Annotated in this window: 21 protein-coding genes and 1 riboswitch; of the genes, 16 read left to right on the top strand and 5 right to left on the bottom strand. The window is 53.3% G+C overall.

The window, feature by feature from the left end:
* The first annotated feature begins 17 nt into the window (after positions 1 to 17).
* From ftsY to ABWV47_RS06865, 3 genes are all read left to right on the top strand, one after another.
* Positions 18 to 1,103, top strand: a complete 1,086-nt coding sequence (ftsY, locus tag ABWV47_RS06875) for a signal recognition particle-docking protein FtsY (RefSeq protein WP_353310009.1) — start codon at positions 18 to 20, stop codon at positions 1,101 to 1,103.
* 79 nt (positions 1,104 to 1,182) lie between these two features.
* Positions 1,183 to 2,085 carry an EamA family transporter gene (locus ABWV47_RS06870; RefSeq protein WP_353310007.1) on the top strand — a complete coding sequence of 301 codons (903 nt, stop codon included), beginning with the start codon at positions 1,183 to 1,185 and terminating at the stop codon, positions 2,083 to 2,085.
* 12 nt (positions 2,086 to 2,097) lie between these two features.
* A complete protein-coding gene (locus tag ABWV47_RS06865) occupies positions 2,098 to 2,706 on the top strand; it encodes an inner membrane-spanning protein YciB (RefSeq protein WP_353310004.1) in 609 nt (202 codons plus the stop codon).
* A 61-nt stretch (positions 2,707 to 2,767) separates the two neighbouring features.
* Here the strand turns inward: ABWV47_RS06865 and ABWV47_RS06860 are convergent, their stop codons facing one another.
* Positions 2,768 to 3,457, bottom strand: a complete 690-nt coding sequence (locus ABWV47_RS06860) for a glutathione S-transferase N-terminal domain-containing protein (protein ID WP_353310001.1) — start codon at positions 3,455 to 3,457, stop codon at positions 2,768 to 2,770.
* 38 nt (positions 3,458 to 3,495) lie between these two features.
* Positions 3,496 to 4,293 (bottom strand): alpha/beta fold hydrolase, encoded by a 798-nt coding sequence (locus tag ABWV47_RS06855; protein WP_353312042.1) that lies wholly within the window; start codon positions 4,291 to 4,293, stop codon positions 3,496 to 3,498.
* A gap of 225 nt (positions 4,294 to 4,518) precedes the next feature.
* Positions 4,519 to 4,596, top strand: a riboswitch (SAM riboswitch).
* Positions 4,597 to 4,664: 68 nt separating this feature from the next.
* On the opposite strand from ABWV47_RS06855, the gene metZ reads away from it, so the two are divergent.
* From metZ to ABWV47_RS06835, 4 genes are all read left to right on the top strand, one after another.
* Complete coding sequence (gene metZ / locus ABWV47_RS06850; RefSeq protein ID WP_353309998.1) at positions 4,665 to 5,852, top strand: O-succinylhomoserine sulfhydrylase; 1,188 nt, start codon at positions 4,665 to 4,667, stop codon at positions 5,850 to 5,852.
* A 176-nt stretch (positions 5,853 to 6,028) separates the two neighbouring features.
* Positions 6,029 to 7,129 (top strand): GTP cyclohydrolase FolE2, encoded by a 1,101-nt coding sequence (gene folE2, locus ABWV47_RS06845; RefSeq protein WP_353309995.1) that lies wholly within the window; start codon positions 6,029 to 6,031, stop codon positions 7,127 to 7,129.
* 127 nt (positions 7,130 to 7,256) lie between these two features.
* Complete coding sequence (locus ABWV47_RS06840) at positions 7,257 to 8,705, top strand: TrkH family potassium uptake protein (RefSeq protein ID WP_353309993.1); 1,449 nt, start codon at positions 7,257 to 7,259, stop codon at positions 8,703 to 8,705.
* 8 nt (positions 8,706 to 8,713) lie between these two features.
* Positions 8,714 to 10,285, top strand: coding sequence for a thiamine pyrophosphate-binding protein (locus ABWV47_RS06835; RefSeq protein ID WP_353309990.1), 1,572 nt, complete (start codon positions 8,714 to 8,716; stop codon positions 10,283 to 10,285).
* Between the two features lie 127 nt (positions 10,286 to 10,412).
* Here the strand turns inward: ABWV47_RS06835 and ABWV47_RS06830 are convergent, their stop codons facing one another.
* On the bottom strand, positions 10,413 to 12,188 hold the full coding sequence (locus tag ABWV47_RS06830; RefSeq protein WP_353309987.1) for a trypsin-like peptidase domain-containing protein: 1,776 nt from the start codon (positions 12,186 to 12,188) through the stop codon (positions 10,413 to 10,415).
* A 154-nt stretch (positions 12,189 to 12,342) separates the two neighbouring features.
* Here ABWV47_RS06830 and ABWV47_RS06825 point away from each other — a divergent pair, with 154 nt between their 5' ends.
* Positions 12,343 to 13,272 carry a glycine--tRNA ligase subunit alpha gene (locus ABWV47_RS06825; protein WP_353309985.1) on the top strand — a complete coding sequence of 310 codons (930 nt, stop codon included), beginning with the start codon at positions 12,343 to 12,345 and terminating at the stop codon, positions 13,270 to 13,272.
* Positions 13,273 to 13,280: 8 nt separating this feature from the next.
* Here the strand turns inward: ABWV47_RS06825 and ABWV47_RS06820 are convergent, their stop codons facing one another.
* Positions 13,281 to 13,997, bottom strand: coding sequence for a MarC family protein (locus ABWV47_RS06820; protein WP_353309983.1), 717 nt, complete (start codon positions 13,995 to 13,997; stop codon positions 13,281 to 13,283).
* Positions 13,998 to 14,017: 20 nt separating this feature from the next.
* Here ABWV47_RS06820 and ABWV47_RS06815 point away from each other — a divergent pair, with 20 nt between their 5' ends.
* From ABWV47_RS06815 to glmM, 8 genes are all read left to right on the top strand, one after another.
* The gene (locus ABWV47_RS06815; RefSeq protein WP_353309980.1) at positions 14,018 to 14,545 is read left to right on the top strand and encodes a DUF6446 family protein; all 528 of its coding nucleotides are present in this window, start codon (positions 14,018 to 14,020) and stop codon (positions 14,543 to 14,545) included.
* Positions 14,546 to 14,551: 6 nt separating this feature from the next.
* Entirely contained in the window at positions 14,552 to 15,763 is a 1,212-nt protein-coding gene (gene gltS, locus ABWV47_RS06810; protein WP_353309978.1) for a sodium/glutamate symporter, read from the top strand.
* A gap of 9 nt (positions 15,764 to 15,772) precedes the next feature.
* Positions 15,773 to 18,034 carry a glycine--tRNA ligase subunit beta gene (gene glyS / locus ABWV47_RS06805; RefSeq protein WP_353309975.1) on the top strand — a complete coding sequence of 754 codons (2,262 nt, stop codon included), beginning with the start codon at positions 15,773 to 15,775 and terminating at the stop codon, positions 18,032 to 18,034.
* Between the two features lie 61 nt (positions 18,035 to 18,095).
* Positions 18,096 to 20,660, top strand: a complete 2,565-nt coding sequence (locus tag ABWV47_RS06800; protein ID WP_353309973.1) for a putative PEP-binding protein — start codon at positions 18,096 to 18,098, stop codon at positions 20,658 to 20,660.
* A gap of 199 nt (positions 20,661 to 20,859) precedes the next feature.
* Entirely contained in the window at positions 20,860 to 21,447 is a 588-nt protein-coding gene (locus tag ABWV47_RS06795; RefSeq protein ID WP_353309971.1) for a cell wall hydrolase, read from the top strand.
* 128 nt (positions 21,448 to 21,575) lie between these two features.
* Entirely contained in the window at positions 21,576 to 22,523 is a 948-nt protein-coding gene (locus tag ABWV47_RS06790; protein ID WP_353309968.1) for a dihydroneopterin aldolase, read from the top strand.
* A 39-nt stretch (positions 22,524 to 22,562) separates the two neighbouring features.
* The gene (folP, locus tag ABWV47_RS06785) at positions 22,563 to 23,582 is read left to right on the top strand and encodes a dihydropteroate synthase (protein WP_353309966.1); all 1,020 of its coding nucleotides are present in this window, start codon (positions 22,563 to 22,565) and stop codon (positions 23,580 to 23,582) included.
* Positions 23,572 to 24,918, top strand: coding sequence for a phosphoglucosamine mutase (gene glmM, locus ABWV47_RS06780; protein WP_353309963.1), 1,347 nt, complete (start codon positions 23,572 to 23,574; stop codon positions 24,916 to 24,918). Before folP ends, glmM begins: the two co-directional genes overlap by 11 nt.
* 12 nt (positions 24,919 to 24,930) lie before the next feature.
* On the opposite strand, the gene ABWV47_RS06775 is transcribed toward glmM, so the two are convergent.
* Positions 24,931 to 25,806: a DMT family transporter gene (locus ABWV47_RS06775; protein WP_353312040.1), complete on the bottom strand. Its 876-nt coding sequence runs from the start codon at positions 25,804 to 25,806 to the stop codon at positions 24,931 to 24,933.
* Positions 25,807 to 26,433: the final 627 nt, after the last annotated feature.

Here is a 26,433-nt window from a genome sequence, read left to right as displayed (position 1 = left end):
CATGTTCGGAGGCCACAATGGCGTTTTTTTCTAAGCTCAAGGACCGGTTGTTCAAGTCTTCCACCAAATTGGAAGAAGGATTGGATGCCATCATAGAAGATGGCGGTGAAACCGAACCGGTCTCCGAAACTGCGCCGATCACTGCAACAGAAACAGTTGAGGCTGCTGTACCTGCAGCAACACATACCGAACCAGAGGTGCAGCCTCCGGCGTCTAAACCTGGGTTGCTATCGCGCTTGACGGGCCAGGCAAGTGAGGCGGTCGTCAAGCGCGTTTTAGATGACGACATGTTGGAGCAACTTGAAGAGCTGTTGATTGCCTCCGACATGGGCGTTGATACGGCCTTGCGGGTGACTGCCAATATCGCTGAAGGGCGCATGGGGAAACGGGTCTCTACAGATGAAATCAAAGGCCTCTTGGCAGGCGAAGTTGCACGCATCATGGAAACGGTTGCGCGGCCACTGCCGCTTTACCCATCTAAGCCACAGGTTGTGTTGATCGTCGGTGTAAATGGGGCTGGCAAAACCACGACGATTGGCAAACTGGCCAGCCAGTTCAAAGGCGCAGGAAAATCGGTGGTGATTGCCGCTGGAGACACCTTTCGTGCGGCGGCTGTCGAGCAACTTCAAGTCTGGGGGGATCGGGCAGGGGTGCCGGTATTGACTGCACCTGAGGGCTCTGATCCCGCCAGCCTGGCTTTTGATGCGATGAGCCAAGCTGAGGCAAATGGTGCAGACCTTCTGATGATTGATACGGCCGGTCGGTTGCAAAATCGACAAGATTTGATGGAAGAGCTTTCCAAAATTGTGCGGGTGATCCGTAAGAAAGATCCGGACGCGCCACACAACACTCTGTTGGTTTTGGATGCTACAACAGGTCAAAACGCGATCAATCAAGTCGAGACCTTTCAGAAACTCGCCGATGTGAGTGGCTTGGTAATGACAAAATTGGATGGCACGGCCAAAGGTGGCATCTTGGTTTCTTTGGCCGACAAGTTTGGGCTTCCCATCCATGCGATTGGCGTTGGTGAACAGATTGATGACCTGCAAGCATTTGACCCCGAAGAATTTGCTACGGCGCTGATCGGCATGGGGAAATCCTGATTTTTTGTGCGTTGTGTAACTTCGCTGTGCGACTTCTGGTGACCGACGATTTGTGTCGCCAAATTCAAAGCCGCGGTTTATGAGCGCGTGGCTGACATCGCTTGAGGGCACAGATGCCGGGCATCAGCTTGCCCTGATCCTTGCGCTTTCAGCCGCTTTCTTACACGCGGTTTTCGGAGCTCTTCAAAAGGGACGGCACGATCCATGGCTGTCGCGCGGAGCCATCGACTTTAGCTATGGAGTCATGGCCGCACCCTTCGCGTTGTTTGTGGTGCCTTGGCCTGAGCCGCACATGTGGCCCATTTTTGCAGGCGCGTTTGTCATCCATGTTGGGTACAAACTTCTACAAAGCTGGGCTTATACAAAGGGCTCATTTACCGTCGTGTATCCTGTGGTGCGCGGTACGGGCCCCTTTTTCGCGGTGATTGGCGCGTACCTCATATTCGGGGAAACCTTCAGTGGCTTGCAATGGTTCGGTGTGGCTGTTTTGATGTCAGGTATCTTGGGCCTCGCAGCATACAATATGCTTTTTATGACTGAGGGTCGTGACACTTTGGTATCGGCCATGGTGATCGCGGTGTTCACTGGCTTCTTTGTTGCGCTCTATACCACCTACGATGCCTATGGAATTCGCGCGACCGCAGATCCATTCACTTTCTTGGCATGGTTCTTTTTCATTGATGGACTTGTGTTTCCAGTCATCGCAATGCTTCGCTGGCGCGCGATGTCGAAGCCACCTGCTTTAGGCCCGCTTATGACGCGTGGGTTCGTAGGTGGATTGGTGGCTTTTGCCAGCTTTGGCTCTGTTATGTTGGCCACGCGATTGGGGAACGTCGGGGAAGCGGCGGTGTTGCGAGAAACTTCGCCGGTTTTCGCCGCACTTATTGGTTGGTTGGTACTGAAAGAAACAGTTGGCCCACGTCGGATCGCATTGATGGCATTGATTGCTGCGGGCGCTGTGATAGTGGAGTTGGGAAGATAAAAGGAATGCGCGATGACTGAAAAGAAGATCAATCCCATGCTCAAAATGGCTTTGGAGTTGGGTCCAATCGTTGTGTTCTTTATCGCTTACCTGCGCATCCGTGATCAGAGTTTTGACATCGCAGGTACCAGTTATGACGGCTTCATTGTGGCAACGGCTGGTTTCGTACCGCTTCTTGTCCTCACGACCTTAATCTTGTGGAGGCTCACGGGCAAGGTCAGCAAGATGCAGATCGCGACGCTGATTTTGGTTGTGGTGTTTGGCGGTCTATCGGTGTGGTTGAACGATGAGCGGTTCTTCAAGATGAAACCAACCATGATTTATCTGTTGTTTGGCGGCGCGTTAGGCATTGGTTTGTGGCGTGGGCAGAGCTATTTGAAGTTTGTTATGGAGGAGATGATGCCGTTGCGGGAAGAAGGCTGGATGTTGCTCACAAAGCGGCTCACCTTTTTCTTCCTTGGATTGGCGGTACTCAACGAGATTATCTGGCGCACACAAACGACGGACACGTGGGTCTACTTCAAGACATTTGGTCTGACAGCGGCCGTGTTCATTTTCTTCATGACGCAAGGCAAGATCTTTCAAGACTACGCCATCGAAGACGATAATCCTAAGAACTGAGCGGGCTGACTAGAGAGAGCCCCGCTTCAGCTCAGTTCTCCTTAGACCAGTCGGGGCGACTCTAGGAATTGGGTGGGAGATCGGCTTGCAGCCAGGAGTCGGAGCGATCAGCGCGCAGATGTGCATGCAGTGAGCGGCCCCGTTTAAGTGCAGGGCGATCCCAAAGTGTTTTGAGCCACCGCGCCATATGAGGTTTATCGTCTAAGGTTTGTCCTTGCCCTTCCCACAGAGATGCCCATCCCCAAATGGAAATATCTGCGATGGAGTAAAAGTTCCCCGCGACGTATTCGGTTTGCGCAAGGCGCCGATCCAACACGCCGTAAAGGCGTGCGGTCTCTGTGCGGTAGCGGTCTTTGGCGTAAGCGATGTCTTCTGGGGCGTATTTTAGGAAATGGTGGGTTTGGCCAGCCATGGGACCTAGCCCGCCCATTTGCCACATCAGCCATTCTTCCACAGCAATTTGATCACGCGTTGTCGAGCCCATGAACTGACCGGTTTTGCGCGACAGATACATAAGGATCGCACCACTTTCAAATAGGCTGACGGGTGACTTGCCGGGCCCGTTGGGATCAACAATTGCGGGCATGCGGTTATTTGGCGCAATTTTCAGAAAATTTTCTGCAAATTGATCGCCTTTTCCAATGTCGATCAGGTGCGTTGTGTACGGCAGCTGCATTTCTTCTAAAGCGATGGATATTTTCCAGCCGTTGGGTGTGGGCCAATAATATAGCTCAATGGGTGCTTCGGGCATGAGGGCTCCTGATCCAGTTCCCTCACATGATGCGCAAATCAGGCTGTGCTGCAAGAGCCGCCGGGGAGTGCTAAGCCAGTGGCTTTGTTTTGTGCTGAGTTTGCGAGTTGCGCTTGCAATGTAGCGAGAGGCAGCCGCAATGGCTCTCGCATCAGTGCGCCATAAAATTCCATCGCGCCAGGCCGCAGATACGTAGACCAATGACAGAACCAATGCCGTGGTGGGCCGATGTTGAAGCCCATTGCCGCAAGCTGTGCCAAACTTGCGCGGTCGTGTAGCAACAAGGTGACCGCATTTGAGGCAGAGAAACCGCGGCCCAGAGTGCGATCGTGGGCTGCGGAATGGCCTAACAACCATTCAAAGCCGAGGTCAAAAACTGCGTTTTCTGTGCTGGTAATGTTGTACAGTTCTGCCGCACGACCGGCGTCGGTCCGCAGCGCAGCCGCAGCACTGGGGCGAAAGACTGTTCCGTTCAAGAGCAATATGCGGCCAACATCGCCGGCCTTCAGATGGCGCAACGCTTTGAGAGCCACATAGCCACCCATCGAATGGGCAATCAAATGAACAGGTCGGTCTGGTGCCAATTCGCGCAAAATGCGGATCAGTCGCGCGAGGGCGTGGGCCGCTCGGACTGCAGAACGTAGCGCTTGTTTCAATGTGCCGCGCGCATTCCAACCAAAAGCGACCCCCAAACCACCGTCAGTGCGACCCGACAGAAAACCCATCCTTTGCGGCCAGCTGACGCCTTTGGGGCACGCAACGTCATGCGGAGCGAAGATGTGTCTGTGGGGGCAATGTGCTGGGTCGCGAGGGGTGAACTTGTAGCCATGTAACATCACTGTGATCGGACCGTCACATTGAAGTGCGTTTTGAAGAGATGCAGTAAGTCCCTTCTCGGTCCTGTGGAGAACCGGTTGACGATTGACTGCGTTGATCCGTATGAGCGCCATCTCTGCTCTCCAGTTCACCTTGAAAACCACACTAAAGGTAAAGTGTGCAGATTGCGTAAAACGAGCGTTACAGCTTGGTAACGGACTTGACCTTTTAGGCCGCCGGGCGTACCTCGCTGGCGTGGCGATTTGTTACCGGATTGCGGGCCACGTTAAACATGCCGCTAAAGAGGTCAGGACGAAGGAGCCCCTTCCGCTTGGCCGGAACGGGGCTTTTTATTTGGGCCGTTGAAGGTAGGCCTGGGAGAGATGACGAGATGAGTGATTGGAACAAACGCACTAAATTGGTGCACGGCGGTACTCGACGCAGCCAGTACAACGAGGTGAGTGAAGCGATCTTCCTCACACAGGGGTTTGTCTACGATAGTGCTGAACAAGCTGAAGCGCGATTTCTTGAGACCGGTCCAGACGAGTTTATCTATGCACGCTACGGCAATCCGACCGTGGCAATGTTTGAAGAGCGCATTGCCGCACTCGAAGGCGCGGAAGATGCTTTTGCCACAGCCAGTGGTATGGCCGCCGTCAGCGGCGCTTTGACCTCCATGCTTAAATCAGGCGATCACGTTGTGTCGGCCAAGGCGTTGTTTGGCTCATGCCTATACATTCTTGAAGACGTTCTGGGGCGATTTGGTGTCGAAGTCACCTTTGTGGACGGCACCGACCTGGCGGCCTGGAAGGCGGCAATGCGACCCGACACGAAGGCAGTTTTCTTTGAAAGCATGTCCAATCCAACGCTTGAAGTGATCAATGTCGCCGCTGTGGCGAAGATCGCGCACGAAGTTGGTGCAACGGTTGTGGTCGACAATGTGTTCTCAACGCCTGTCTTCAGTGAAGCCATCACTCAGGGTGCAGATGTTGTGATCTACTCCGCGACCAAGCACATTGACGGGCAAGGGCGTGCGCTGGGTGGCGTGATCCTCGGCACCAAAGAGTTCATTCGTAAAACGGTCGAACCGTACATGAAACACACTGGCGGCAGTATGAGCCCTTTTAATGCTTGGGTGATGTTAAAGGGTTTGGAAACCATTGATTTGCGTGTGCATGCTCAGGCCGAGAGTGCCTTGGCGATCGCTGAAGTTCTTGAGGGACATGATGCTTTGGCGCGCACAATTTACCCTGGATTGAGTTCTCATGCGCAGGCACCATTGGTGCGCAAGCAACTTGGTGGCAAGGGGGGGACCGTTTTATCGTTGGATATCAAGGGCGGACAAGACGCTGCATTCAAATTTTTGAACGCGCTTCAGATTGCGGTGATTTCTAACAACTTGGGAGATGCAAAGTCCATCGCAACACATCCGGCAACCACCACACATCAACGTTTGCCCGACGCTCAAAAGCAAGAATTGGGTATCACTCCAGGGCTTGTGCGTTTCTCGGTCGGGTTGGAAGATACCGATGATCTCATTGCGGATATATCAGCAGCTCTGGTTGTCGCGCAGAGTTAAACCGAACCCGATGAAATGACCAAAGCGGCGCGGGGGAAACTTTGCGCCGCTTTTCGATGTTCACCGGGAATTGTGAACCAGAACGTCGCTTTAAGCGTATAGTTGATCGATAATTAGCAATTATTCGCCCGAACAACTAAGTTAAAACGGCGACAGGACTCAAAGGCGCTTGGCTTATGAATATTCAAACTTCTGGCACCGACGGAACTGTGACCCGGCAGGACGCGGAGGACGCACTGGCGCAGCTGCGCGTTTGGGCTAGTACGGCTTCGGTAACAGAGGTTGCAGAGCTCGATCCTGCGATATCACGTTTGCTTCCAGATCAACCACTTGGCAACTATCCATCGCTGTCTAGAGAGTATCCAGACGGATTTGAAGCATCCGCAGACTATCGCGCCACCTTGCCTGATCTCCAAAATGGTCCTTCCAGCCTGATCAAAGGTGAAAAACAACAAATCCAACATGTTGGTATCTCCAACTTTAGATTGCCGATTCGTTTTCATACGAGAGAAAATGGCGACATAAGCTTGGAAACCAGTGTCACGGGTACTGTCAGTCTCGAAGCTGACAAAAAAGGCATCAACATGTCCCGGATCATGCGGTCTTTTTACAAGCACGCTGAGAAAACATTCAGCTTCAGCGTGATGGAAGCCGCGCTCGCTGATTACATCACCGATCTTGAGACCTTTGATGCTCGATTGCAGATGCGCTTTTCCTACCCGATGAAGATTCAATCTCTCCGCTCGGGTCTTGAAGGATTTCAATACTATGACATCGCATTGGAGAAGGTACTGCAAGGTGACGTGATGCAGAAAATCATGCACTTAGATTATGTATACTCTTCTACCTGCCCATGCTCACTTGAATTGAGCGAGCACGCGCGTATGTCACGCGGTCAGTTGGCAACGCCGCATTCTCAGCGCTCAGTAGCGCGCATTTCGGTGCAGGTCGTAGACCAACCAAAGCTTTGGTTCGAAGACTTGATAGATTTGGCACGTTCAGCGGTGGCTACGGAAACACAAGTGATGGTTAAGCGCGAAGACGAGCAAGCCTTTGCCGAGTTAAATGCCGCCAATCCAATTTTCGTAGAAGATGCGGCGCGCTTGTTCTGCGAAAAACTGAAAGCTGATCCACGCATTGGCGATTTTCGAGTGATCGCCAGTCATCAGGAAAGTTTGCACAGCCACGACGCTGTGTCAGTTTTGACAGATGGTCCTTTGTTTGCTTCCGAAAGTCTTGATCCGAAACTGTTTACGACGTTGTTCCACGTGGGATGAAACGGTGGGTCCCGAAGTGGATACCGACGCGAAGTTCACTCAAGCGTCTATCCGGGTTCGGAAAAGCGGTTTCCATTGGTCGCCAATCTGCTTGACACTGGCTTAGGCAAACGCCAACGCTTCGGCCATGTTTGACCTGAGACCAGTTGGATATGTCATTGGCCTACTAGTGGCGATGTTGGGCGCGACGATGTTTGTGCCCATGGCGCTGGATTTGGTTGATGGCAATTCTCATTGGGAGGCTTTCTTCGTCAGCGGACTCGTCACGTGCGTAGCTGGAGGGCTTGTGTCCTTGTCATGCCACAACCGGCGCGGTGAAGGGCTGTCATTGCAGCAGACGTTCTTGTTGACCACTGGTGTGTGGTTGGCGCTGCCGATGTTTGGCGCTCTCCCGTTTCTTTTGGGGGCAACAGAGGCTCGTCTGGTCGATGCTTTCTTTGAAGCCATGAGCGGACTGACAACAACTGGCTCTACAGTTTTCTCCGACCTGGAGTCGTTGCCACGCGGTATGTTGTTGTGGCGCGGTTTGCTTCAGTGGTTGGGCGGTATTGGTATCATTGTCGTTGCAATGGTTTTTTTGCCTGAACTGCGCGTTGGTGGGATGCAGATTTTTCGATCCGAAGGGTTTGATACGTTTGGTAAAATTTTGCCTCGGGCGACCGAAATCAGTAGCCGAATTTCTGTGATTTACGTGTCGCTTACCGCGATGTGCGCGCTGGCCTATGTGATCACAGGGATGGGCGCGTTTGATGCAACGGTACATGCGATGACAACAATCGCAACCGGAGGCTTTGCGAACTACGATGTCTCCTTCGGTGCATTTACAGCTGGTACGGAATATGTAGCTGTCATGTTCATGATCCTGGCAGCTCTGCCATTTGTTCGATTTGTACAGCTGACGGCAGGCACGGCACGCCCTTTATTGCAGGATACACAAATTCGTGCGTTTCTTTTGACTGTTCTGGTGATTGTTATCATGGTGACCAGTTGGCAGGTGTTGACCAATGGATTGGGCAGCGAAGCTGGTTTCCGCAAAGTTTTGTTCAACGCCACCTCTATTGTAACTGGCACTGGCTACGCGAGCGCCGACTACATGCAATGGGGTGGTTTTCCAGTTTCGGTTTTGTTTTTTGCCGGACTTATAGGCGGTTGTGCGGGATCCACAGCGTGTTCGATCAAGATTTTCCGCTATCAACTGTTGTTTGCTACGATCAGATCGCAGATCCGTAAAATCCAACACCCAAGCGGCGTTTTCACACCAACATATCAGGGCCGCACAATCGATGACGATGTGTTGAGCTCGGTGATGAGCTTTTTTGTGTTCTTCACGGTGTCTTTGGGCGGGCTTGCAGTTCTGCTGGGTATGACGGGCTTGGATTTCACAACAGCCCTGTCCGGCGCGGCCGCGGCATTGGCCAATATCGGACCGGGACTTGGCGAGACGATCGGCCCAGCAGGAAATTTTTCTACACTGAACGACACGGCCAAATGGCTCTTGGCGGTAGGTATGCTGATTGGCCGATTGGAGCTTTTGGCGGTCTACGTACTCTTTACAGTTCAATTCTGGAGGGCCTAGCGGTGGCTATGGAACAGGAAATGCGTCCTCTTGGGGCGCAGATTTTGCACATGCTGAAAGCACGCGGCGTCGATGTTATTTTTGGTATTCCTGGTGTTCACAATGTGGAAATGTATCGTGGGATTGAAGAGGCAGGTATCACGCATGTTCTAGCGCGTCATGAGCAAGGAGCCGGGTTTATGGCGGACGGCTATGCACGTGCCACGGGGAGGCCTGGCGTGGCTTATGTGATTACCGGACCCGGACTTTGCAACATCATGACACCGCTAGGGCAGGCCTATTCAGACAGCGTTTCCGTTTTGACATTGTCGAGTTGCCTAGATGAAACGGTGGGGCATCGTGGGCAGTTACACCAAATGCGAGATCAACGCGCGGCCGCAGCGGCGGTGTGCGACTGGTCCGAGGAAGCGCGTGACGCACAAACGGCATATGGTCTGATTGACCGGGCATTCACAGAGTTTAAGTGCAAACGAGCGCGCCCAAAACATATTCAGGTACCCATTGGCGTTTTGGGGGGCATGGCATCGGCGGCACCGAAACGCAAAGACGTTTCGGAGAGTTCCTATGGATGTTCAGGTGCAGATCACATCGCGCGCGAAGTTGCTTATCAGTTAGAGAATTCCCAAAAACCGGTGTTCATTTTTGGTGGCGGTCTGGTCACACTCAAAGATGACGGCAGTGTGCCGCCAAACGAAGTATATGTGCGCGATATCGTGCGTAGAACTGGGGCGGCGGCATTCATGACCTATGCAGGGCGTGGTCTTCTGGCGGCAGATGATCCTCTCAGTTTTGGGACATACCTAGGCCGCCCGGAGAGCAAGCGCATTTTGCAGGAAAGTGACCTTGTGATTGCGATTGGTACAGAGCTGAGCGAGTGTGATTTGTGGCGGGACGAGCTGGGCAATGGTGGCCGATTGGTGCGCGTGGACATTGATCCGGAAGTGCTTGTTGACCGGCATCGCGCAGACATCGCGGTGCAAGCGGATGGTTTGGAGTTTCTGTTGGCTATGTTGCAAGACATTCCCGGGGTAACAGCTGTAGCAAAGTGGGATGAGGACGAAATTGCGGCGACCAAAAACCGTTTCCGAGCTGAAACGGACGCAGAAAGACCGGGGATCATTGAAGTTTGTGATGCGTTGGCCGAAGTTATGCCGGAGGAGGCCATGATTTTCTCCGACATGACCCAGTTTGCGTATGTGGCCAATGAGGTTTGGCAGATGCCGTGGTCTGGCTATTGGCATCACCCAAGTGGATTCGGAACGCTTGGCTATGCTTTGCCGGCGTCAATTGGTGGGGCGATGGGACGAAGGGGCAAGCCGACGGTTTGTATCGCCGGAGACTATGGTTTTCAGTACACGGTGCAGGAACTGGGTACAGCAGTTGAGATGAAACTGCCCATCCCGATCTTGCTTTGGGACAACCATAAACTTAAGGAGATCGAGGATTGTATGGTCGAGAGCCAGATTGCCCCAAATGCAGTGACCGCTCTGAATCCTGATTTCTGTAAGCTCGCGCAGAGCTATGGATGTTTGGCGGTAAAGCCTAACAGCTTTTCTGAACTACAATCCGCACTAACATAGGCATTTTCCAATGATAAACCGACCCTTATCCACATGACCGCCTCCATGTTTAAAGACTAAATAGTTATGCAAAAAAAACGGGCGGCACCATTCGGGCCGCCCTCTCTTTTCGTTCATGCGAGGCCCACTACCAACAGCTTACAAGGACTGTGATTTCAGAGGCGTGTTTCGCGAGATCTTCAGGCGCTACTGTAGGTTCGTCGTTGGAGAGGTTTGCACGAATCCCTTCTTGCTCCAGCAGTGTCCGCAGCGCGTCGGCATTGACGGCAAAGTTGACGTCAGCTGGCAGCTGTTGAGCGGCTTGCGTGTTGCGTGGAAGCAGCATGCCAAATACCGCGCCACCGGCGTCAAACACCGGCCCGCCCCAGTCTCCTGACTCAACCTGAAGTGCTAAGCGTGCCAATTCGCGCTCGCCACGCAATCCCTTGACATCTGCAAGCGTCCCAAAGGTGACTGTGGGAGCGCCGAGCGCACCCTGAAAAGAGTAACCTGCCACAGCGATGTCCGATTGAATACGAGGTGCTCCACTACGCAATGTTGCCACATCGACGGGCGCGAGTGGCGTGGTTGGTGTTAGGATTGCGACGCCAAGTGTGTCATCCACAACTGCGACATTGACGTCATAGTCTTCTTCAATGGTGACTTTCTCACAGCTTCGAACAGCTTTGGCTGAGGTGAGAACATTGCCTTTTCGGTCGATGAAGAACCCAGAACGTGAGTGTTTCGGTTGGCGAATCTGCAAGCCTGCGATCAGGTCAATTTGCTGTGCGACGTCGCTGCCAGCTGTCGGGTCTAGAATGCCGTCGATACGGGTGAAGCTGGATTGCATTTCTCCCAATATTCTGGTGCGGCGTTCTTCGTCACGTGCGGGCCACACCAGTGTAAAGCCCTTAATTTGGCCGTCTTTTAGGGACACTTCGGTATGGCTCACAATTTTCCCATCATCGCCAGTCAGCATGAAGCTTGAGCTCTTGCGTTCACGAGCACCGTTCAGAGGTACGATCTCTAAGGTTTGCATTATATCGTAAAGGCCAAAAAGTGTGTTTTGGTCGCCTGTTTGACTGATCATAAGCACCTGTGCGGCGGTGGAGCCCGTGGCCTCATAGCGAACAAAAGGGTATTCGGTGGAGGATTTGGCGACGACGCCAAGTGGAACCTGCATCTCAATGCCTGCATCCAGATCAGTCACCAACTTTAGGTCCATGCCTTCGAGTACCGCAAAATACTGTTGTCGAAGTGTTTCGCGTTGAAGCGTGGTCAGAACACCAGTGACATCAAAACCGTTGTCTGACTGCCATGTCGACATGGAGCCGCGGGTGCCGCGGCCAAATGAGCCGTCGATCGCGGCGTCATAATAACCTGCCCATTTCAGCCACTCTTGCAGTTTCATTTTTTCAGCGCGCGTGAGGCGCCCTTCACTGGCGCGCGCTTCGCGAACGGTTTCGTCCGGCGCCTGTGGCACAGGTGCGGGCACTGCGTTCTCTGTTTCCGTCTCAACAATTACCACATTGGTTTGATCCTCTGGTGTTGTGCCGGGCAAGACACCTTCGGGATTGGTCAGTAAGTTTGCACCTACCGGCCAGAATTGGCTGCGGTATTCTCTCGCGCTTGCCAGATAGCTGTCGATCGGGATCAGACCTTCGGAGCGATACACACGCAGAACATTTTCTGCGTCTTCGCGTCTGTAAGGGCCAAGTGCAATCGCATACCAGCCACCACCCAGAGCGAAGCCGTTTACATCGGCCATGCGTTGGGCGTAGCCACGCAAATTGTCGCTTGCGTCTTGTAGGCTGGGTTGAGCTTCGAGTTGCACCCAAACGATCTCATCTTGAGAGTTTTGTGCAAGAGCAGATGTGACGCTGAAAATACAGGCGGCAATCAACGACAAAATAGTGCGCAACATGTTGGTAGTGGTCCCTGAAACTCGTGACGTTGTTAATTGTTTGCCCTATTTAGCAGGTTGGCGATATGTTGCACCCTAATTTTGCGTACACGTGCAATTGACCCCGTGACGGGTTGCGCATAAGCAATACCCGCGTTTCCAAAGGGTATTTACCATGGCATATAGCGACCGCAAACCGCGCAGCTTCCAAGAGATCATTCTTCGCCTTCAAAATTATTGGGCCGAAAAAGGCTGTGCGATCATGCAACCTTATGACATGGAGGTGGGCGCGGGGACTTTCCATCCGGCCACCACTTTGCGCTCGTTGGGGTCCAAATCTTGGGCTGCAGCCTATGTGCAGCCGTCGCGTCGTCCAACCGACGGGCGCTATGGCGAGAATCCGAATAGGTTACAGCACTACTATCAGTACCAAGTTGTGATCAAACCCAGCCCTCCCAACCTGCAAGACCTCTATCTTGGCTCACTGCAGGCCATAGGCATCGATATGGAGATGCATGACATCCGCTTTGTTGAGGATGATTGGGAAAGCCCAACTCTGGGTGCATGGGGTCTTGGTTGGGAAGTTTGGTGTGATGGCATGGAGGTTAGCCAGTTTACATATTTCCAGCAGGTCGGTGGACATGATTGTCACCCGGTGTCTGGTGAACTGACATATGGTCTGGAGCGGTTGGCTATGTATGTGCTTGGTGTCGATCACGTGATGGATATGCCATTCAATGATCCACAGACCGAAATCTCTCTGACTTACGGCGACGTGTTCAAGCAGACCGAGCAGGAATACAGTCGCTGGAATTTTGACGTCGCCAATACAGATGTGTTGCTAAAACAATTCGAAGAGGCTGAGGCTGAATGTGCGGGTATTCTCGCTCAAGAGCATGTTGACCCGAAAACAGGTAAGCGAATCATTATGGTGCACCCAGCTTACGATCAGTGCATCAAAGCCTCACATCTGTTCAACTTACTTGATGCACGTGGTGTGATTTCTGTGACGGAGCGTCAGGCTTATATTGGTCGCGTTAGGGCGCTTGCCAAGCAATGTGCGGATGCTTTTGTCCAAACGGATGCCGGGGGCTTTGCCGCTTGAACACATCGCTAGGCGAGGCCGGGCAACAGGGCTTTTGCGCCTTCCGAGATCATGCCGATAGAAATGGCAATCAGGATCATGCCCATCAAACGAGACATTATGGTGCGTGCGGTTGCGGACAGGTAACGTCCAATATCACCAGCGAAAAAGAAAGTTACGGCGAGCGACATGATCACCGCAGCCACACAGGCGGAATAAGTAAGTCGAGTTGTGACATCGGTTGCCTGATGGGCGTAGAGGATGAGAGTGGTCATGGTTCCTGGCCCCACCAGCATCGGGAAAGTCATAGGGTAAAACGATATGCTTTCGGCGCTGGAAAGGTGATCTTGTTCCGATTCAGTGCCGTGATGCGAGCTGCTGGTCTTGCCATTGAGCATGTGAAAGCCGATTTGCGCCAGCACCAGGCCGCCTGCCACACGAAAAGCATCCACGGTAATGCCAAAAAAGTTCAGGATTGCGCTACCGGCCACGGCCACAATGGCACAGGTTACCATGGTGTAGATCGTTATCTGCAAGGCTGTTTTGCGTTGCTGAGCACGACTAAGATCTTCGGTCAGGCCAAGAAAAATCGGAAGGTTCACGAAGGGATTCATCACGGCAAAAAGCGCGCCAAACATGGTGATCGCAAAATTGTCTGTCATGGTGTGTCCATTTTGAAATTCAGAAAAAAAGTTCGTAAATCCATTTTTTGGATGTTGTTTAGCCATCACATCAGTGGTGCGCAAGAATATGATAGGGCGTTCGTATGACGGGAAAACTACTAGGAGGCGCGATCATGCTAACAGCATTGGTAGGCGGTGTCGCGATGTATTGGTTGCAGGTTTACGGGTACTACGACGCAGTGCCGGCGTCCGGCAAAAACGACGATGTGCAGCTAACTCTATTGGTAAGTGAAACACCGGAGCCGATTTTGTATGAGAACTTTGAGGCGATCGATAGCGAAAGCTCACCCATTCGATATCGCGCCTGTTTCACCACCTCGATGAGTACGGCATTGCTGACCGAAACCTACTTGTTATTGGAGACGGCGGAACCGCGCAACGCACCAGACTGGTTTGACTGTTTCGATGCAAAAGAGATTGGTGCGGCGCTGCAAACACAGCAGGCGCTGGCGTTTCTTGGGCAGAAAGATGTGCTCTACGGCATCGATCGCATCGTGGTCATTCTACCGGACGGGCGTGGTTTTGCGTGGAACGAAATCAATGACTGTGGCGAGATCGCCTTTGATGGCAAGCCTTTGCCCGCTGAATGTCCATCGCGACCCACGGAGTAATCTGAGATGTCCGAGGTTTTTGTTGTTCCAAATATGTTGACGGCAACACTAGGATTTGCGGTCTTTTTGTTGGGCGCAAAGATGACCCGCAAAGTTCGGTTCTTGAGGGAATTCAACATTCCGGAACCTGTCACCGGCGGGCTGATTGCTGCTGCGCTGTTTGCACTCTACACATTTGTTTCGGGTACGAGCCTGAGTTTTGAAACAGCGGTACGGGACTACTTTCTTGTGCTATTCTTTGCTGGCATCGGTCTCAATGCACGTCTTGCTGACCTTTTTTCAGGTGGGCGCATTCTTGCTCTTCTGCTTGTTCTGACGCTTGCGACAATCATCGTACAAAATATCGTTGGTATGGCGGGAGCAGTGGTTTTTGGGTTCCCGACCAAGACAGGGGTTTTGCTCGGCTCAGCTTCGCTGATTGGTGGCCATGGAACGGCAATTGCATGGGCACCAAACGTGGCTGCGATGACTGGGCTAGCAGGAGCGCCGGAGCTTGGCGTAGCCATGGCCACGCTGGGGTTGATCGCTGCGTCGCTAGTTGGAGGGCCAATTGCCAAATACTTGATCGCAAAGAATGACCTGAAAGCTACGTCGACGGAGGAGGGTGATGTTGTCGGTGTGCCCTTTGAAGAAGAACATGAGGTCACGGAGATCAGTCACGTCACACTTATGAGGGTGATGTTGTCGTTGCACATCGCGATCATTGGCGGTTACATCCTGCACGGGATTTTAGAAGAGCTAGGACTAATGCTGCCGCTTTTTGTGCCGTGCCTGATCGTTGCAATCGTATCCAGCAATTTGCGCCCGGTTTTCCTGCCTAAGGCGCCTCCTGTGGCGCGGACCCCCACACTGGCGGTGATCTCTGAATTTGCGTTGGGGATATTTCTGGCGATTTCTCTTATGACACTCGACATCTCAACGCTCAGCAGCGCAGGTCCCGCAATTTTGGTCACCGTTGGTGTGCAAACTGTGACCGCCGTAGCTTTGGTCGTTTGGGTTCTATTTTACATGCTGGGCAGGAACTACAACGCGGCTGTGCTGGCATCAGGGTTTGCCGGGTTTTCGCTGGGGGCAACCCCTACGGCTATTGCCAACATGACCGCTGTGACCAAACGATATGGCCCAGCCCCCATCGCTTTTGTCGTTTTACCCTTGGTTTCGGCGTTTTTTGTCGATATCGCCAACGCGATTGTTATCCAAACCATCGTGAACTTCTAAGGATCTGTCATGCCTGATCTGTTGATCGAACTTTTTTCTGAAGAAATTCCCGCCCGGATGCAGGCGCGGGCTGCCGAAGACCTGAAGAAAAAGGTTACGGATGGTTTGGTTGACGCTGGGTTGACCTATGCCCACGCACGTTCATTTTCCACGCCCCGCCGCTTAACTTTGGCTCTGGAAGGTCTGTTGTCCGAAAGCCCAACCGTTCAAGAAGAACGCAAAGGGCCGAAAGTCGGTGCGCCTGAGAAGGCGATCGAAGGTTTTTTGCGTGGCGCAGGGGTGAAACGCGAAGATTTGGAAGAGCGCGAGACACCTAAAGGCGCGATCTATTTTGCATTGATCACCAAGCCTGGTCGTCCGGCAACGGAAATTGTAGGGCAGGTTTTGGAAGACACCATTCGTAATTTTCCTTGGCCTAAGTCCATGCGATGGGGCGCGGGGTCGTTGCGCTGGGTGCGTCCGTTGCATTCTATCTTGTGCATCCTGACCGCTGAGGATGGCCACAGTGTGGTCGAACTGGACGTCGATGGCATTAAATCTGGCGACGTCACGGAAGGTCACCGATTTATGGGCTCTGGCCGTTTCAGTGTGAATGGGTTTGAAGACTATGAAATCAATCTGAAGCGGAACCATGTGATCCTGAACGCGGAAGATCGGGCGGAAGCGATCTGGAATGATGCTACAAATATGACTTTTGCCCAAGGTCTTGAGATTGTCGAAGACAAAGGACTGTTGTCCGAAGTGGCGGGTTTGGTTGAGTGGCCTGTTGTTTTGATGGGTAACATTGCTGAGGATTTTCTGGGGCTTCCACCTGAGGTGCTGCAGACCTCGATGAAAGAGCACCAGAAGTTTTTCTCGGTACGGAACCCAAAGACGGGTCGGATCGAGAAATTTGTTACAGTGGCCAATCGCGAGACCAAGGACAATGGCGCGACAATTCTTGCGGGGAACCAAAAAGTGCTGTTTGCGCGTTTGAGTGACGCGAAGTTCTTCTGGGAGAAAGATACACGTGTGGCCAAAGGCGGCGCCGACGCCTGGCTTGAGAGCCTCAACAATGTGACGTTCCACAACAAACTGGGTAGCCAAGGGGATCGGATTGGCCGTGTCGCGGCGCTTGCGCGCGAGTTGGCACCGGTGACGGGAGCCGATGCTGAGGCGGCAGAGACTGCAGCACGTTGGGCGAAGGCAGATTTAAGCTCCGAAATGGTCTATGAGTTCCCTGAACTACAGGGTCTGATGGGGCGCTACTATGGTGAAATTGCTGGGCATGGCGCGGAAGTGGCTGCAGCGGCTGAAGAACACTATTCGCCGTTGGGGCCGTCAGATGATGTGCCAACAGCAGCCGTGTCCGTCGCGGTGGCATTGGCCGACAAACTAGATACGCTAACCGGTTTTTGGGCGATAGATGAGAAGCCAACCGGGTCAAAGGACCCGTTTGCGCTCCGCAGGGCTGCGTTGGGTGTGATCCGGCTGGTGCTGGAGAATGGTATACGGATTCGCTTGCAGGTATTTTTCGATCACCAGCTGCTCCGTTTCAAACTTGATCAAATGCGCGAAACAGCTGGTGAACAAGACTTGTTTACGCTCGAAGAGACACTCTCGGAGATTGCTGCGTATGGCGTGTTTGGTGCCGCATTTAAGACGGCAATTGAAAGAGTATCCGCAAGTAACACAAATCCTTTTACGCCCGATACTTCGCAAGGCTCTGTCCTTTCAGAAGTTGAAGTGTTTATGGATGAGACATCTGCAAATCTCTTGTTGTTTTTCCATGATCGTTTGAAGGTATATCTGCGCGATCAGGGCATTCGTCACGATGTGATCGACGCCTGTATCGCGATGGGCAGCAATGACGATCTTGCGCTTTTGGCAGCGCGTGCACGTGCGTTGCAGGATTTTATGGCCACAGAAGATGGGGAAAACCTGCTGCAGGGTTATAAACGTGCCAACAATATTCTGAGCCAAGCTGAAGAAAAAGACGGTGTGGAGTACTCCTATGGTGCGGATTTGAAATTTGCCGAGCATGATAGCGAAAAAGCGCTGTTTGCTGCTCTGGATCAGGCGGAGGGAGTGATCTCTTCGACTATCGAGGCTGAGGATTTCGCGTCGGCTATGGCGACCATGGCTTCGCTGCGTGCGCCTATCGATGCTTTTTTTGAAGCGGTACAGGTGAACAGCGACAACGATGTGGTCCGTCGTAATCGCTTAAATCTTCTGTCGCGCATTCGCGTTATTTGCGCACAAGTTGCAGATTTGACCCGCGTCGAAGGGTAAGGCGCAAAACGCCGCGGCGGGCAGCAAAGACTTGCTTCACCGCGCTTGGGGTCTATGCTGCATGGCGCAACTAATAGGTGCCGCAGTGCAGCAAAATGCCGCTCATATCACTCTGATCACACCCGATGCGCCGGTGAGCGCATCAAGTCATGGTGGTCGAGCCAAATGCCTACAGAGGCTGGTGCGCTTAGGATTGCCTGTGCCGACGACAGTTGCGTTGTCGTTTGAGGCAGTGCACGGCCTCGCGGCAGGAGAGTGGCTCGGGATGGATCAAGTTCTTGCGGCTTTTGATTCTGATCAGATTTTGTGTGTGCGGCCAAGCTCGGAAGATCCTGATTGGGGCGGGCCGGGTGCTATTTTGAACATCGGTATGAACGATGCGCAATTTACACGTTTGAGCGACAGTGTTGGTGGTGAGGCAGCGCGCAAACTGTATTTGAAGTTTATTCAATCATACTCCACGCATGTCGCGCGTCTGGACCCAGATATTTTTGATGACCTTGACAGCGCTGACGTCAACGCAGTTTCGTGCTTTCTTGAAGCATACGAAAGTGAGGCAGAAGAGCCATTTCCGCAATCGCGCAGCGAACAGTTGATCGGTGTTTTGCGCTCGATGGCGCGCGCGTGGGAAGGCACTACGGCCCGTTTGTTGCGGCAAGCGAAAGGCGCGCCGGCGGATGCGGGATTGGGGCTGGTCATTCAAGCCATGGCCCTCGGCGTCGGGCGCGGTGAAAGCGGAAGTGGCGTATTACAACTTGTCAACAGTGTGACCGGTGTGGCGCAGATTACTGGACGCTACATGAGTCAAAGCCAGGGGCGTGACGCGCTGAAATCTGAAGGAAGCGCACTCTTTCTGCAGAAAGATGTGCGCGGGCCCTCGTTGGAAGAGAAAGCGCCCCAGGCCTTTCTACAGTTGACCAAGTATGCTGCGTTGATGCGAGAGCGTTTGCGCGAAGAGATGCAGTGCGAGTTCACGCTGGAAAATGGTGAAATTCGTATTCTTGATGGAGTGCGCGTGCAGCGTAGCGCGCGTGCGGCGGTGCGCATTGCGGTGTCTTTGGCAGAGAGCAAAATCATCTCTCGCGAAGAGGCGGTGATGCGCGTAGAGCCACGTGCGCTAAATGAACTTCTGCACCGACAAGTGGATAGAACAGCGAAACGGGATGTCATTGGCAGTGGTATCGGGGCCAGCCCAGGTGCGGCCACTGGTAAGATCGTTTTTACAGCCGCTGAAGCACAAGCGAGTGCGGCACGCGGTGAGGCGTGTGTTCTTGTGAGGCGTGAAACCAACCCAGAAGACATTCGTGGGATGCACGCTGCCAGCGCGGCCTTGACTGAACGGGGCGGGATGACCAGCCATGCGGCGGTCATTGGTCGGGGTTTAGGTCTGCCCTGTGTGGTTGGCGCGACCTCGATGCGGTTTCAAACCAGCACACGCCGTATCACTTCGCCTGATGGGCGCGTGTTTCGCGAGGGTGACGTGATCACGGTCGATGGCACCAACGGGCAGATTCTGGCTGGTGAGCCAAAAATGATGGAAGCCGCGCTTGATGATTCCTTTCAAACCCTGATGACCTGGGCTGATATGAGCCGAGATATTGGTGTGCGTGCCAATGCAGATACATCCGCAGACGCCAGGACTGCATTGGTTTTTCAAGCGGAAGGTATCGGGCTGTGCCGCACCGAGCACATGTTTTTTGAGGCCGATCAGTTGATCGCGATGCGCGAGGTCATTTTTGCAAATGCATCCGACGATCGCAGCATGGCACTGCAAGCTCTTTTGCCGATGCAGCGGGAAATGTTTGTCGAGTTGTTCGAGATCATGCAGGGAAGGCCCGTGTGTATTCGGCTCTTTGACCCTCCGCTACATGAATTCTTACCCACGGATCGGGCTGGATTGCGCGATTTGGCGGAAGCTTTGAATCTGCCCCTGTCCGACGTCACACGCCGTGTGGAGGCATTGGGTGAATACAATCCAATGTTAGGGATGCGGGGCGTTCGACTGCAGATTACAGTTCCTGAAATTCTCGACATGCAGGCGCGGGCAATTTTTGAGGCGATGTTGGATGCGAGTGCTGGCGGTGATCCAGTGGTGCCTGAAATTATGATTCCTTTGGTATCGGCAAAACGAGAAGTTGAACTCGTCAAAACCCGAATTGATGCGGTCGCTGCTGCAGTGCGCACTGAACGGGGGCGGGACTTTGACTATCGCCTTGGTGTGATGGTCGAAACGCCAAGGGCCGCCTTACGCGCCGAAGACATAGCGCCTCATTGTGAGTTCTTTAGTTTTGGAACCAACGACCTCACGCAGATGACTTATGGCTTGTCGCGCGACGACGCAGGCCGGTTTATGAGCGCTTACGTGCAACAAGGTGTGTTTCCGGAAGATCCGTTTCACACATTGGATCAGGAAGGGGTTGGTGAATTGTTGCGTCTTGGGGCGGAACGCGGTCGGCGTGCGCAACCGAATTTGACCCTTTCAGTGTGTGGAGAACATGGGGGTAGTCCCGAATCAATCGCCTTCTGCCGGGAGATTGGTATGGACTACGTCTCCTGTTCACCCTTCCGAGTCCCGGTGGCCCGCTTGGCAGCAGCACAGTTGGCGATCCAGGATAAAACATCGTAAATTAACGGTTTTTTAACAATTTTGACTTTCGTTTCTGTGCCACGGTGACATGCGGCAAGTCGTTGAGTGGACGAATTCAAGAAATTTCTTTATGAAAGCCCCCGTTTAATAGCTGCTTGGGATTTGTTCCCCTATCGAGGTCATAATGCGTAATCTGATTGGATCTGTTTTGGTTGCCGCGATTTTTGCGGGAGCAGGAATGGCAGAGACCACCCCAGCGACATCGACAGACAAGTCCAAGCCGCGACAGTTGGTTTTGTTTGACGGTAAGACGCTGCGCGATATTTTCACATCTAAAAAGAACAAACCCACAGAGATTTCGTTTAGCCGTGCTTTTATCGATGAATTGCCCAAAGTAGAGGAAGCTCACCGGACCGCTGAATGGCAGTGTTTGTCTCAGGCTCTCTATTTTGAAGCGCGGGGTGAAAGTGTAAAAGGGCAGTTCGCGGTCGCAGAAGTGATAATGAACCGCGCTGATCACGCATCTTTCCCGCAAAGCGTTTGCGGAGTGATTAACCAGGGTACGTCGAGCGGCCGTAAATACCAGTGCCAATTTACCTATAACTGCGATGGTGTAAGCGACAAAATTCACGAACGTGATGCGTACGAGCGCGTCGGCAAAGTTGCACATTTGCTTCTGGATGGAGCGCCAAAAACGCTGACAAATGGTGCTACGCACTATCATACAAAAGCGGTCAACCCGCGCTGGTCGCGCACGTTTGAGAGAACAACGACAATTGGCGTACATCACTTCTACCGGATGCCGACGCGCCTTTCGCAGAACTGACTTCGGCCACACTTCGCAAAATATGGTTCGTCTGCCGTCTTTGAGCTATGGCGAGATTCTGTTTCGCCTGATAATGGCAGGGAATTACGAAACCGGCTCTGACCCCTAGTGCGTATGGATGACTCAAAATGAGCAACGAAATTCGATTGGCTTTTGCCCATCCTTCTGAACGTGCGGAAGCCACAGCCTCAAGCGATACAGCTCGTAAGCCGCTTGATCGAATTTCGTTGCGTGATCATGTAGTGGATGTGGAAATTGGTGCATTTCAGACGGAGCGTGGCACAACCCAACGGATTTGCTTTAACGTTGTTGTCGAAGTGCTACCAGTCAGCGCTGCTGTAGAAGATGATGTCGACCGGATTTTGTCCTACGACAAGGTAACAGATGCCATTGCGCATGAGTTGGCGGCGGAACGCCTCAATCTTTTGGAAACATTGGCTGCGCGTGTGGCGGATCGGGTGCTCTTGGAGCCGCAAGCCCAGCGTGTGTTTGTCCGTATCGAGAAGCTGGATCGCGGACCAGGCGCTTTGGGCGTTGAGATTGTACGCAGTCGCACGACACATTTGGTGCCTGTGGAAGAGGTTCAGGAAGAGGAAGTATTGCAGCCGCGTGTGGTTTTCTTGTCCAACGCGGCAAGGGCTTCGCAGAATCTGAACGGATGGATCGACCAGTTGCTGGCTTCCGAGATACCTTTGATTTTTTGCGTTGACGCCCCGGACATGGATGTCGTTCAGACAGGCCAAACCATGACACAACGCCGGGTAGATCTGCTGGCGCTTGAGCAAAATGCCTGGATGTTGGCTGCGCAGGACAACCGCTGTGTGGTTGTGGACACGCGGACCGAACTTGATTGGGCCATGAAGAATGGTCAGACCTGTGTGTGGGCGCCATCAAAAATTGTACTGGACGCAGTTGAAGGACCTATGGGGCCGCCGAGTGATACGCTGGCGCTTGCCCTCTGGTTCGCGCAGGAAATGCAGGCCTCTGAGTTCTTGGCGATCGGTGCGGATACGGCGCAGGTTTCGCAACCCGATTTTGCAGTGAAAGGCATAGAGATCACACAGAAAATGCTGTGAACTCTTGCCTTTTGATCCGGCTTTGCCCATTCAACAGCAATGACTGTTTACTATCGTGCAATCCCACAAACGGACGCGTCCCGCCCTTCTGATGCGCAAGTCTTGGCAGGGGGATGGTGCTGGTTTCAGCAAGTAGAGAAACTTGAGCGTGGTTGTGCCCCAATATTGCAGGACGCCAAGAGCATTCCTGCAAACATTTTGGAGCGTATCACAGTGCAGCGTGATGCTGTTGGCACGTTGTCTATGTTGCGTCCAAACATAATGGGCATCTTGAATGTCACGCCGGATAGCTTTTCTGACGGGGGCGACTTTGAGGGCGCCGATCAAGCTCTCGGACGCGCACAGCAGATGAAAAACGACGGCGCAGATATCATTGATGTTGGCGGGGAATCTACACGCCCCGGGGCAGCTTATGTCCCGGAAAGCGAGGAAGTCGCCCGAACAGCTCCTGCAATCTCGGCGATCTCTACCGCCATTGATCTCCCGGTTAGTATTGATACCCGCAAGTCCCAAGTTGCTCGTGCAGCTTTGAAAGCAGGCGCAGGTCTGGTCAACGATGTTTCGGGATTTACATTTGATCCGGCTTTAGTGTCAGTTGCGCAGCAACGCAACGTGCCGGTTTGTGTAATGCATGCCCAAGGTGACCCGGCCACCATGCAGACCAGTCCGCAGTATGATGATGTTCTATTGGATGTTTATGACTTCCTTGAAACACAAGTTGAGCACTTGATCAGCAGCGGTATCTCGCGTTCCAAGATCATCGTTGATCCGGGTATTGGTTTTGGAAAAACACTTGCTCATAACCTTGCTTTGTTGGCTCGACTGAGCCTTTTTCACAGCCTGGGATGTCCAATACTTTTGGGCGCGTCGCGCAAAAAATTCATCGGCACCATCGGCAGGGCTCCGCTTGCGACGGAGCGGGCGCCGGGCTCCATTGCAGTCGCGCTTGCAGCGGTCGCGCAAGGCGCGCAAATTGTGCGCGTACATGATGTGGGGCAAACCCATCAAGCCTTGAAACTGTGGCAAGCAGTGACGACAGGAGAAGCCAATGGCGCGTAAATTTTTTGGAACTGACGGCGTGCGAGGCACCGCCAACACGCACCCGATGACCGCAGAAATGGCTCTGAGAATCGGCGCGGCTGTCGGGCGGTTTTTCCGCAACGATGGGACCAATCAGCACCGCGTGGTGATTGGGAAAGACACGCGACTTTCAGGTTATATGTTTGAGAGTGCATTGACGGCTGGGTTAACTTCGACGGGCATGAACGTGTTTCTCTTAGGACCGGTTCCAACCCCTGCGGTGGGGTTGCTGACAACGTCTATGCGCGCAGACCTCGGTGTGATGATTTCCGCCAGCCACAACCCTGCCGAGGACAACGGTATCAAGTTCTTTGGCCCCGATGGATTTAAGCTTTCAGATGAAGCTGAGTTGCAAATAGAAAAACTGATCGAAAGCGGCGTGGAGCCCGCGCAGGCGCAGAACATTGGTCGTGCGCGGCGCATTGACGACGGGCGCTTTCGCTACATTGAGCGCGTCAAGAGTTCCTTGCCGCGTGATTTGCCTCTCAATGGTGTAAAAGTGGTGGTCGATTGTGCCAATGGTGCGGCTTACCGTGCTGCGCCAGAAGCCCTTTGGGAGCTCGGCGCTGAAGTGATTACAGTAGGTGTGGTGCCCAATGGGTACAACATCAACCAAAATTGTGGCTCCACCAGCCCTAAGACCGCACAAGAAGCTGTTGTGGCTCATGGTGCTGACGTTGGCATCTGTTTGGATGGCGATGCCGACCGCGTGATGATCATCGACGAAACAGGCCAAGTTGCGGATGGTGATCAAATCATGGGTCTTTTTGCCTCCCGATGGGCGAAATCAGGCCAGCTGAAGGGCGGAGCTTTGGTCGCCACAGTGATGTCGAACCTTGGATTGGAGCGCTTCTTGGAGTCACAAGGAGTGGGGTTAGAGCGAACCGCCGTTGGCGACCGGTACGTGGTCGAAGCGATGAGACGTTGTGGCTACAATCTAGGTGGTGAGCAATCCGGTCACATCGTTATGACCGACTATGCCACGACCGGTGATGGATTGATGGCTGGGCTACAATTTTTGGCCGCAATGGTTGAGACTGGCAAGCCGGCGAGTGCATTGGCTCGGGTTTTTGAAACCGTCCCACAGTTACTAAAAAATGTGCGCTACAAAGCAGGTCAGACGCCGTTGGAGGAGGCTGCTGTCAAAATGGCAATTGCCGAAGCTGAGCGAGCGTTGACGGGCAAGGGGCGCTTACTCATCCGCAAATCGGGTACGGAACCTTTAGTGCGCGTGATGGCGGAATGCGAGGACGAGGCTCTCTTAGGAGTCGCAGTCGATAGCGTTGTTGATGCCGTTCGCATCGCTGTCGCTTGAGAGCTGGCTTGGCTAGCCGCCTCCAAAAAGCTTTCTCATCGATCCAAACTGGCTGAGCGCGACACCGGATAAGATTAACAGCGTGGCCCAGATGAGCGATCCTGGAAGGGGTTCGCCCATTACGGTGACGCCAAATATCACAGACCAAAGCGGTACTTGGTAGTTGGTCAGGCTCATGAACACTGGTCCAGCCGTGCGAATGACCAAAATGCGCAACAAGCCAGCAGCCGCCGTTGGCACTAGGCCAAGGATCGCAACAATAACCAAGCCTTCAGTAGACGGAATTGGTGGCGGGCCTGACTGGATGAGTGCCAAAGGAATGACCAAAGCGGCACCAAAAATCAATGTTGTGGCAGAGAGTCCAAACGGGTCGAGAGGCGGTAGGCGGCGCATCAAGATTGACGATACGGCATAGCAAGTGGCCGCGGCAAAGCACGCCATGCGCCCCCAACCTTCCAGCAGGCTGCCGTTTGAAGCCAAGGCTGCCGGCCCGATCAGTACCACAACGCCTGAAAAGCCGATGACGAAGCCGAGGCAGCGCCGCAGCGTCATGCGCTCGCCCGGGACAAAGAAATGCGCCAAAGGAAGTACAATCAGTGCCACGGCAGCCATTGATACTCCCGTAAATGCTGAGCTTACATACTGTTGCGCCCACGCCAGGAGCATAAAAGGCACTGCTGCACTCAGCAGAGAGACCCAAAGCAGGCGTGGCCAGTCGGTTTCTTTCGTGGTGAACATGTGTCCGCTGCGCAGGCGCCAGATTGCCAGAGTGATAAGTGCAGCAAAGCCAAGACGCGCCGCCGCGACCCAAATCGGTGGCAGATAATTGAGCGCGAGTTTTTGTACCATAAAAGTACCGCCCCAGACAAAACCGAGAGTTGCGACCATTATCCAGCTCATCGGCGTGATTTGAGGTGTGTTTGTAGGGGGCATCATGTGCTTTCGTTTTGCGCTACAAAGCGGCGAATTAACAAGCAGGTCAAGCAGGCATTGGCATCACTTGGATTTTTGCTTGCCGTCAGCAATGGTTTACATAATTGGGCTCTTAGTTTTGCCGACCCAATCAGGCGCCAAGTGGTTGAAACGGTTGCGCGAAAGCCTGCAGCAGTAGATCAAATGGCACAAAGTTTGCCGGTGTTTCTCCCGGCGGTTTCACAACATTTGTAGGTCCTTTCGAATACTGGACTTGTGGCCCTAACCGCAAGAGGAAAACGACGTAAGTACGTGGTCCGAAAAGAGAGACGCTCTGAATTGCGAGATTGAGGGGACGGTTCTTAAGGCGCTGTCCTGTGAGATTTTTTAGCTGAAGTTGATGTCGTGAATGAAGTGGCAAATAACTGAAAACATTTCGAAATCCGTTGCGGTAAACTTTGGTGTTCCCGTGGCTTTCGATGTTTTTGTGCGACGCATTGGACGCGGGTGGCCCTTGGCAGAGGGGCTGATTCTGCCGGTATCAGTGCGATGCATCTAAGGACCCTCCTATCGAGCCGAGTATTGGCTGTTCCGTGTATGAGA

It is taken from the genome of Shimia sp. NS0008-38b, from assembly GCF_040370365.1.
Taxonomy (GTDB): Bacteria; Pseudomonadota; Alphaproteobacteria; order Rhodobacterales; family Rhodobacteraceae; genus Shimia.
The sequence above is the reverse complement of the archived record's forward strand: the minus strand, read 5'-3'. Positions and strand labels throughout refer to the sequence as shown.

What these genes read in the sequence shown, in the direction of transcription:
- metZ (WP_353309998.1), top strand. Translation starts at nt 4,665, where the DNA reads ATGAGTGATTGGAACAAACGCACTAAATTGGTGCACGGCGGTACTCGA.
- ABWV47_RS06825 (WP_353309985.1), top strand. Translation starts at nt 12,343, where the DNA reads ATGGCATATAGCGACCGCAAACCGCGCAGCTTCCAAGAGATCATTCTT.
- ABWV47_RS06830 (WP_353309987.1), bottom strand. Translation starts at nt 12,188, where the DNA reads ATGTTGCGCACTATTTTGTCGTTGATTGCCGCCTGTATTTTCAGCGTC.
- gltS (WP_353309978.1), top strand. Translation starts at nt 14,552, where the DNA reads ATGTCCGAGGTTTTTGTTGTTCCAAATATGTTGACGGCAACACTAGGA.
- ABWV47_RS06775 (WP_353312040.1), bottom strand. Translation starts at nt 25,806, where the DNA reads ATGGTCGCAACTCTCGGTTTTGTCTGGGGCGGTACTTTTATGGTACAA.
- ABWV47_RS06835 (WP_353309990.1), top strand. Translation starts at nt 8,714, where the DNA reads ATGGAACAGGAAATGCGTCCTCTTGGGGCGCAGATTTTGCACATGCTG.
- folP (WP_353309966.1), top strand. Translation starts at nt 22,563, where the DNA reads ATGACTGTTTACTATCGTGCAATCCCACAAACGGACGCGTCCCGCCCT.
- ABWV47_RS06865 (WP_353310004.1), top strand. Translation starts at nt 2,098, where the DNA reads ATGACTGAAAAGAAGATCAATCCCATGCTCAAAATGGCTTTGGAGTTG.
- ABWV47_RS06855 (WP_353312042.1), bottom strand. Translation starts at nt 4,293, where the DNA reads ATGTTACATGGCTACAAGTTCACCCCTCGCGACCCAGCACATTGCCCC.
- glyS (WP_353309975.1), top strand. Translation starts at nt 15,773, where the DNA reads ATGCCTGATCTGTTGATCGAACTTTTTTCTGAAGAAATTCCCGCCCGG.
- ABWV47_RS06860 (WP_353310001.1), bottom strand. Translation starts at nt 3,457, where the DNA reads ATGCCCGAAGCACCCATTGAGCTATATTATTGGCCCACACCCAACGGC.
- ftsY (WP_353310009.1), top strand. Translation starts at nt 18, where the DNA reads ATGGCGTTTTTTTCTAAGCTCAAGGACCGGTTGTTCAAGTCTTCCACC.
- folE2 (WP_353309995.1), top strand. Translation starts at nt 6,029, where the DNA reads ATGAATATTCAAACTTCTGGCACCGACGGAACTGTGACCCGGCAGGAC.
- ABWV47_RS06840 (WP_353309993.1), top strand. Translation starts at nt 7,257, where the DNA reads ATGTTTGACCTGAGACCAGTTGGATATGTCATTGGCCTACTAGTGGCG.
- ABWV47_RS06790 (WP_353309968.1), top strand. Translation starts at nt 21,576, where the DNA reads ATGAGCAACGAAATTCGATTGGCTTTTGCCCATCCTTCTGAACGTGCG.
- ABWV47_RS06870 (WP_353310007.1), top strand. Translation starts at nt 1,183, where the DNA reads ATGAGCGCGTGGCTGACATCGCTTGAGGGCACAGATGCCGGGCATCAG.
- ABWV47_RS06795 (WP_353309971.1), top strand. Translation starts at nt 20,860, where the DNA reads ATGGCAGAGACCACCCCAGCGACATCGACAGACAAGTCCAAGCCGCGA.
- ABWV47_RS06800 (WP_353309973.1), top strand. Translation starts at nt 18,096, where the DNA reads ATGGCGCAACTAATAGGTGCCGCAGTGCAGCAAAATGCCGCTCATATC.
- ABWV47_RS06815 (WP_353309980.1), top strand. Translation starts at nt 14,018, where the DNA reads ATGACGGGAAAACTACTAGGAGGCGCGATCATGCTAACAGCATTGGTA.
- glmM (WP_353309963.1), top strand. Translation starts at nt 23,572, where the DNA reads ATGGCGCGTAAATTTTTTGGAACTGACGGCGTGCGAGGCACCGCCAAC.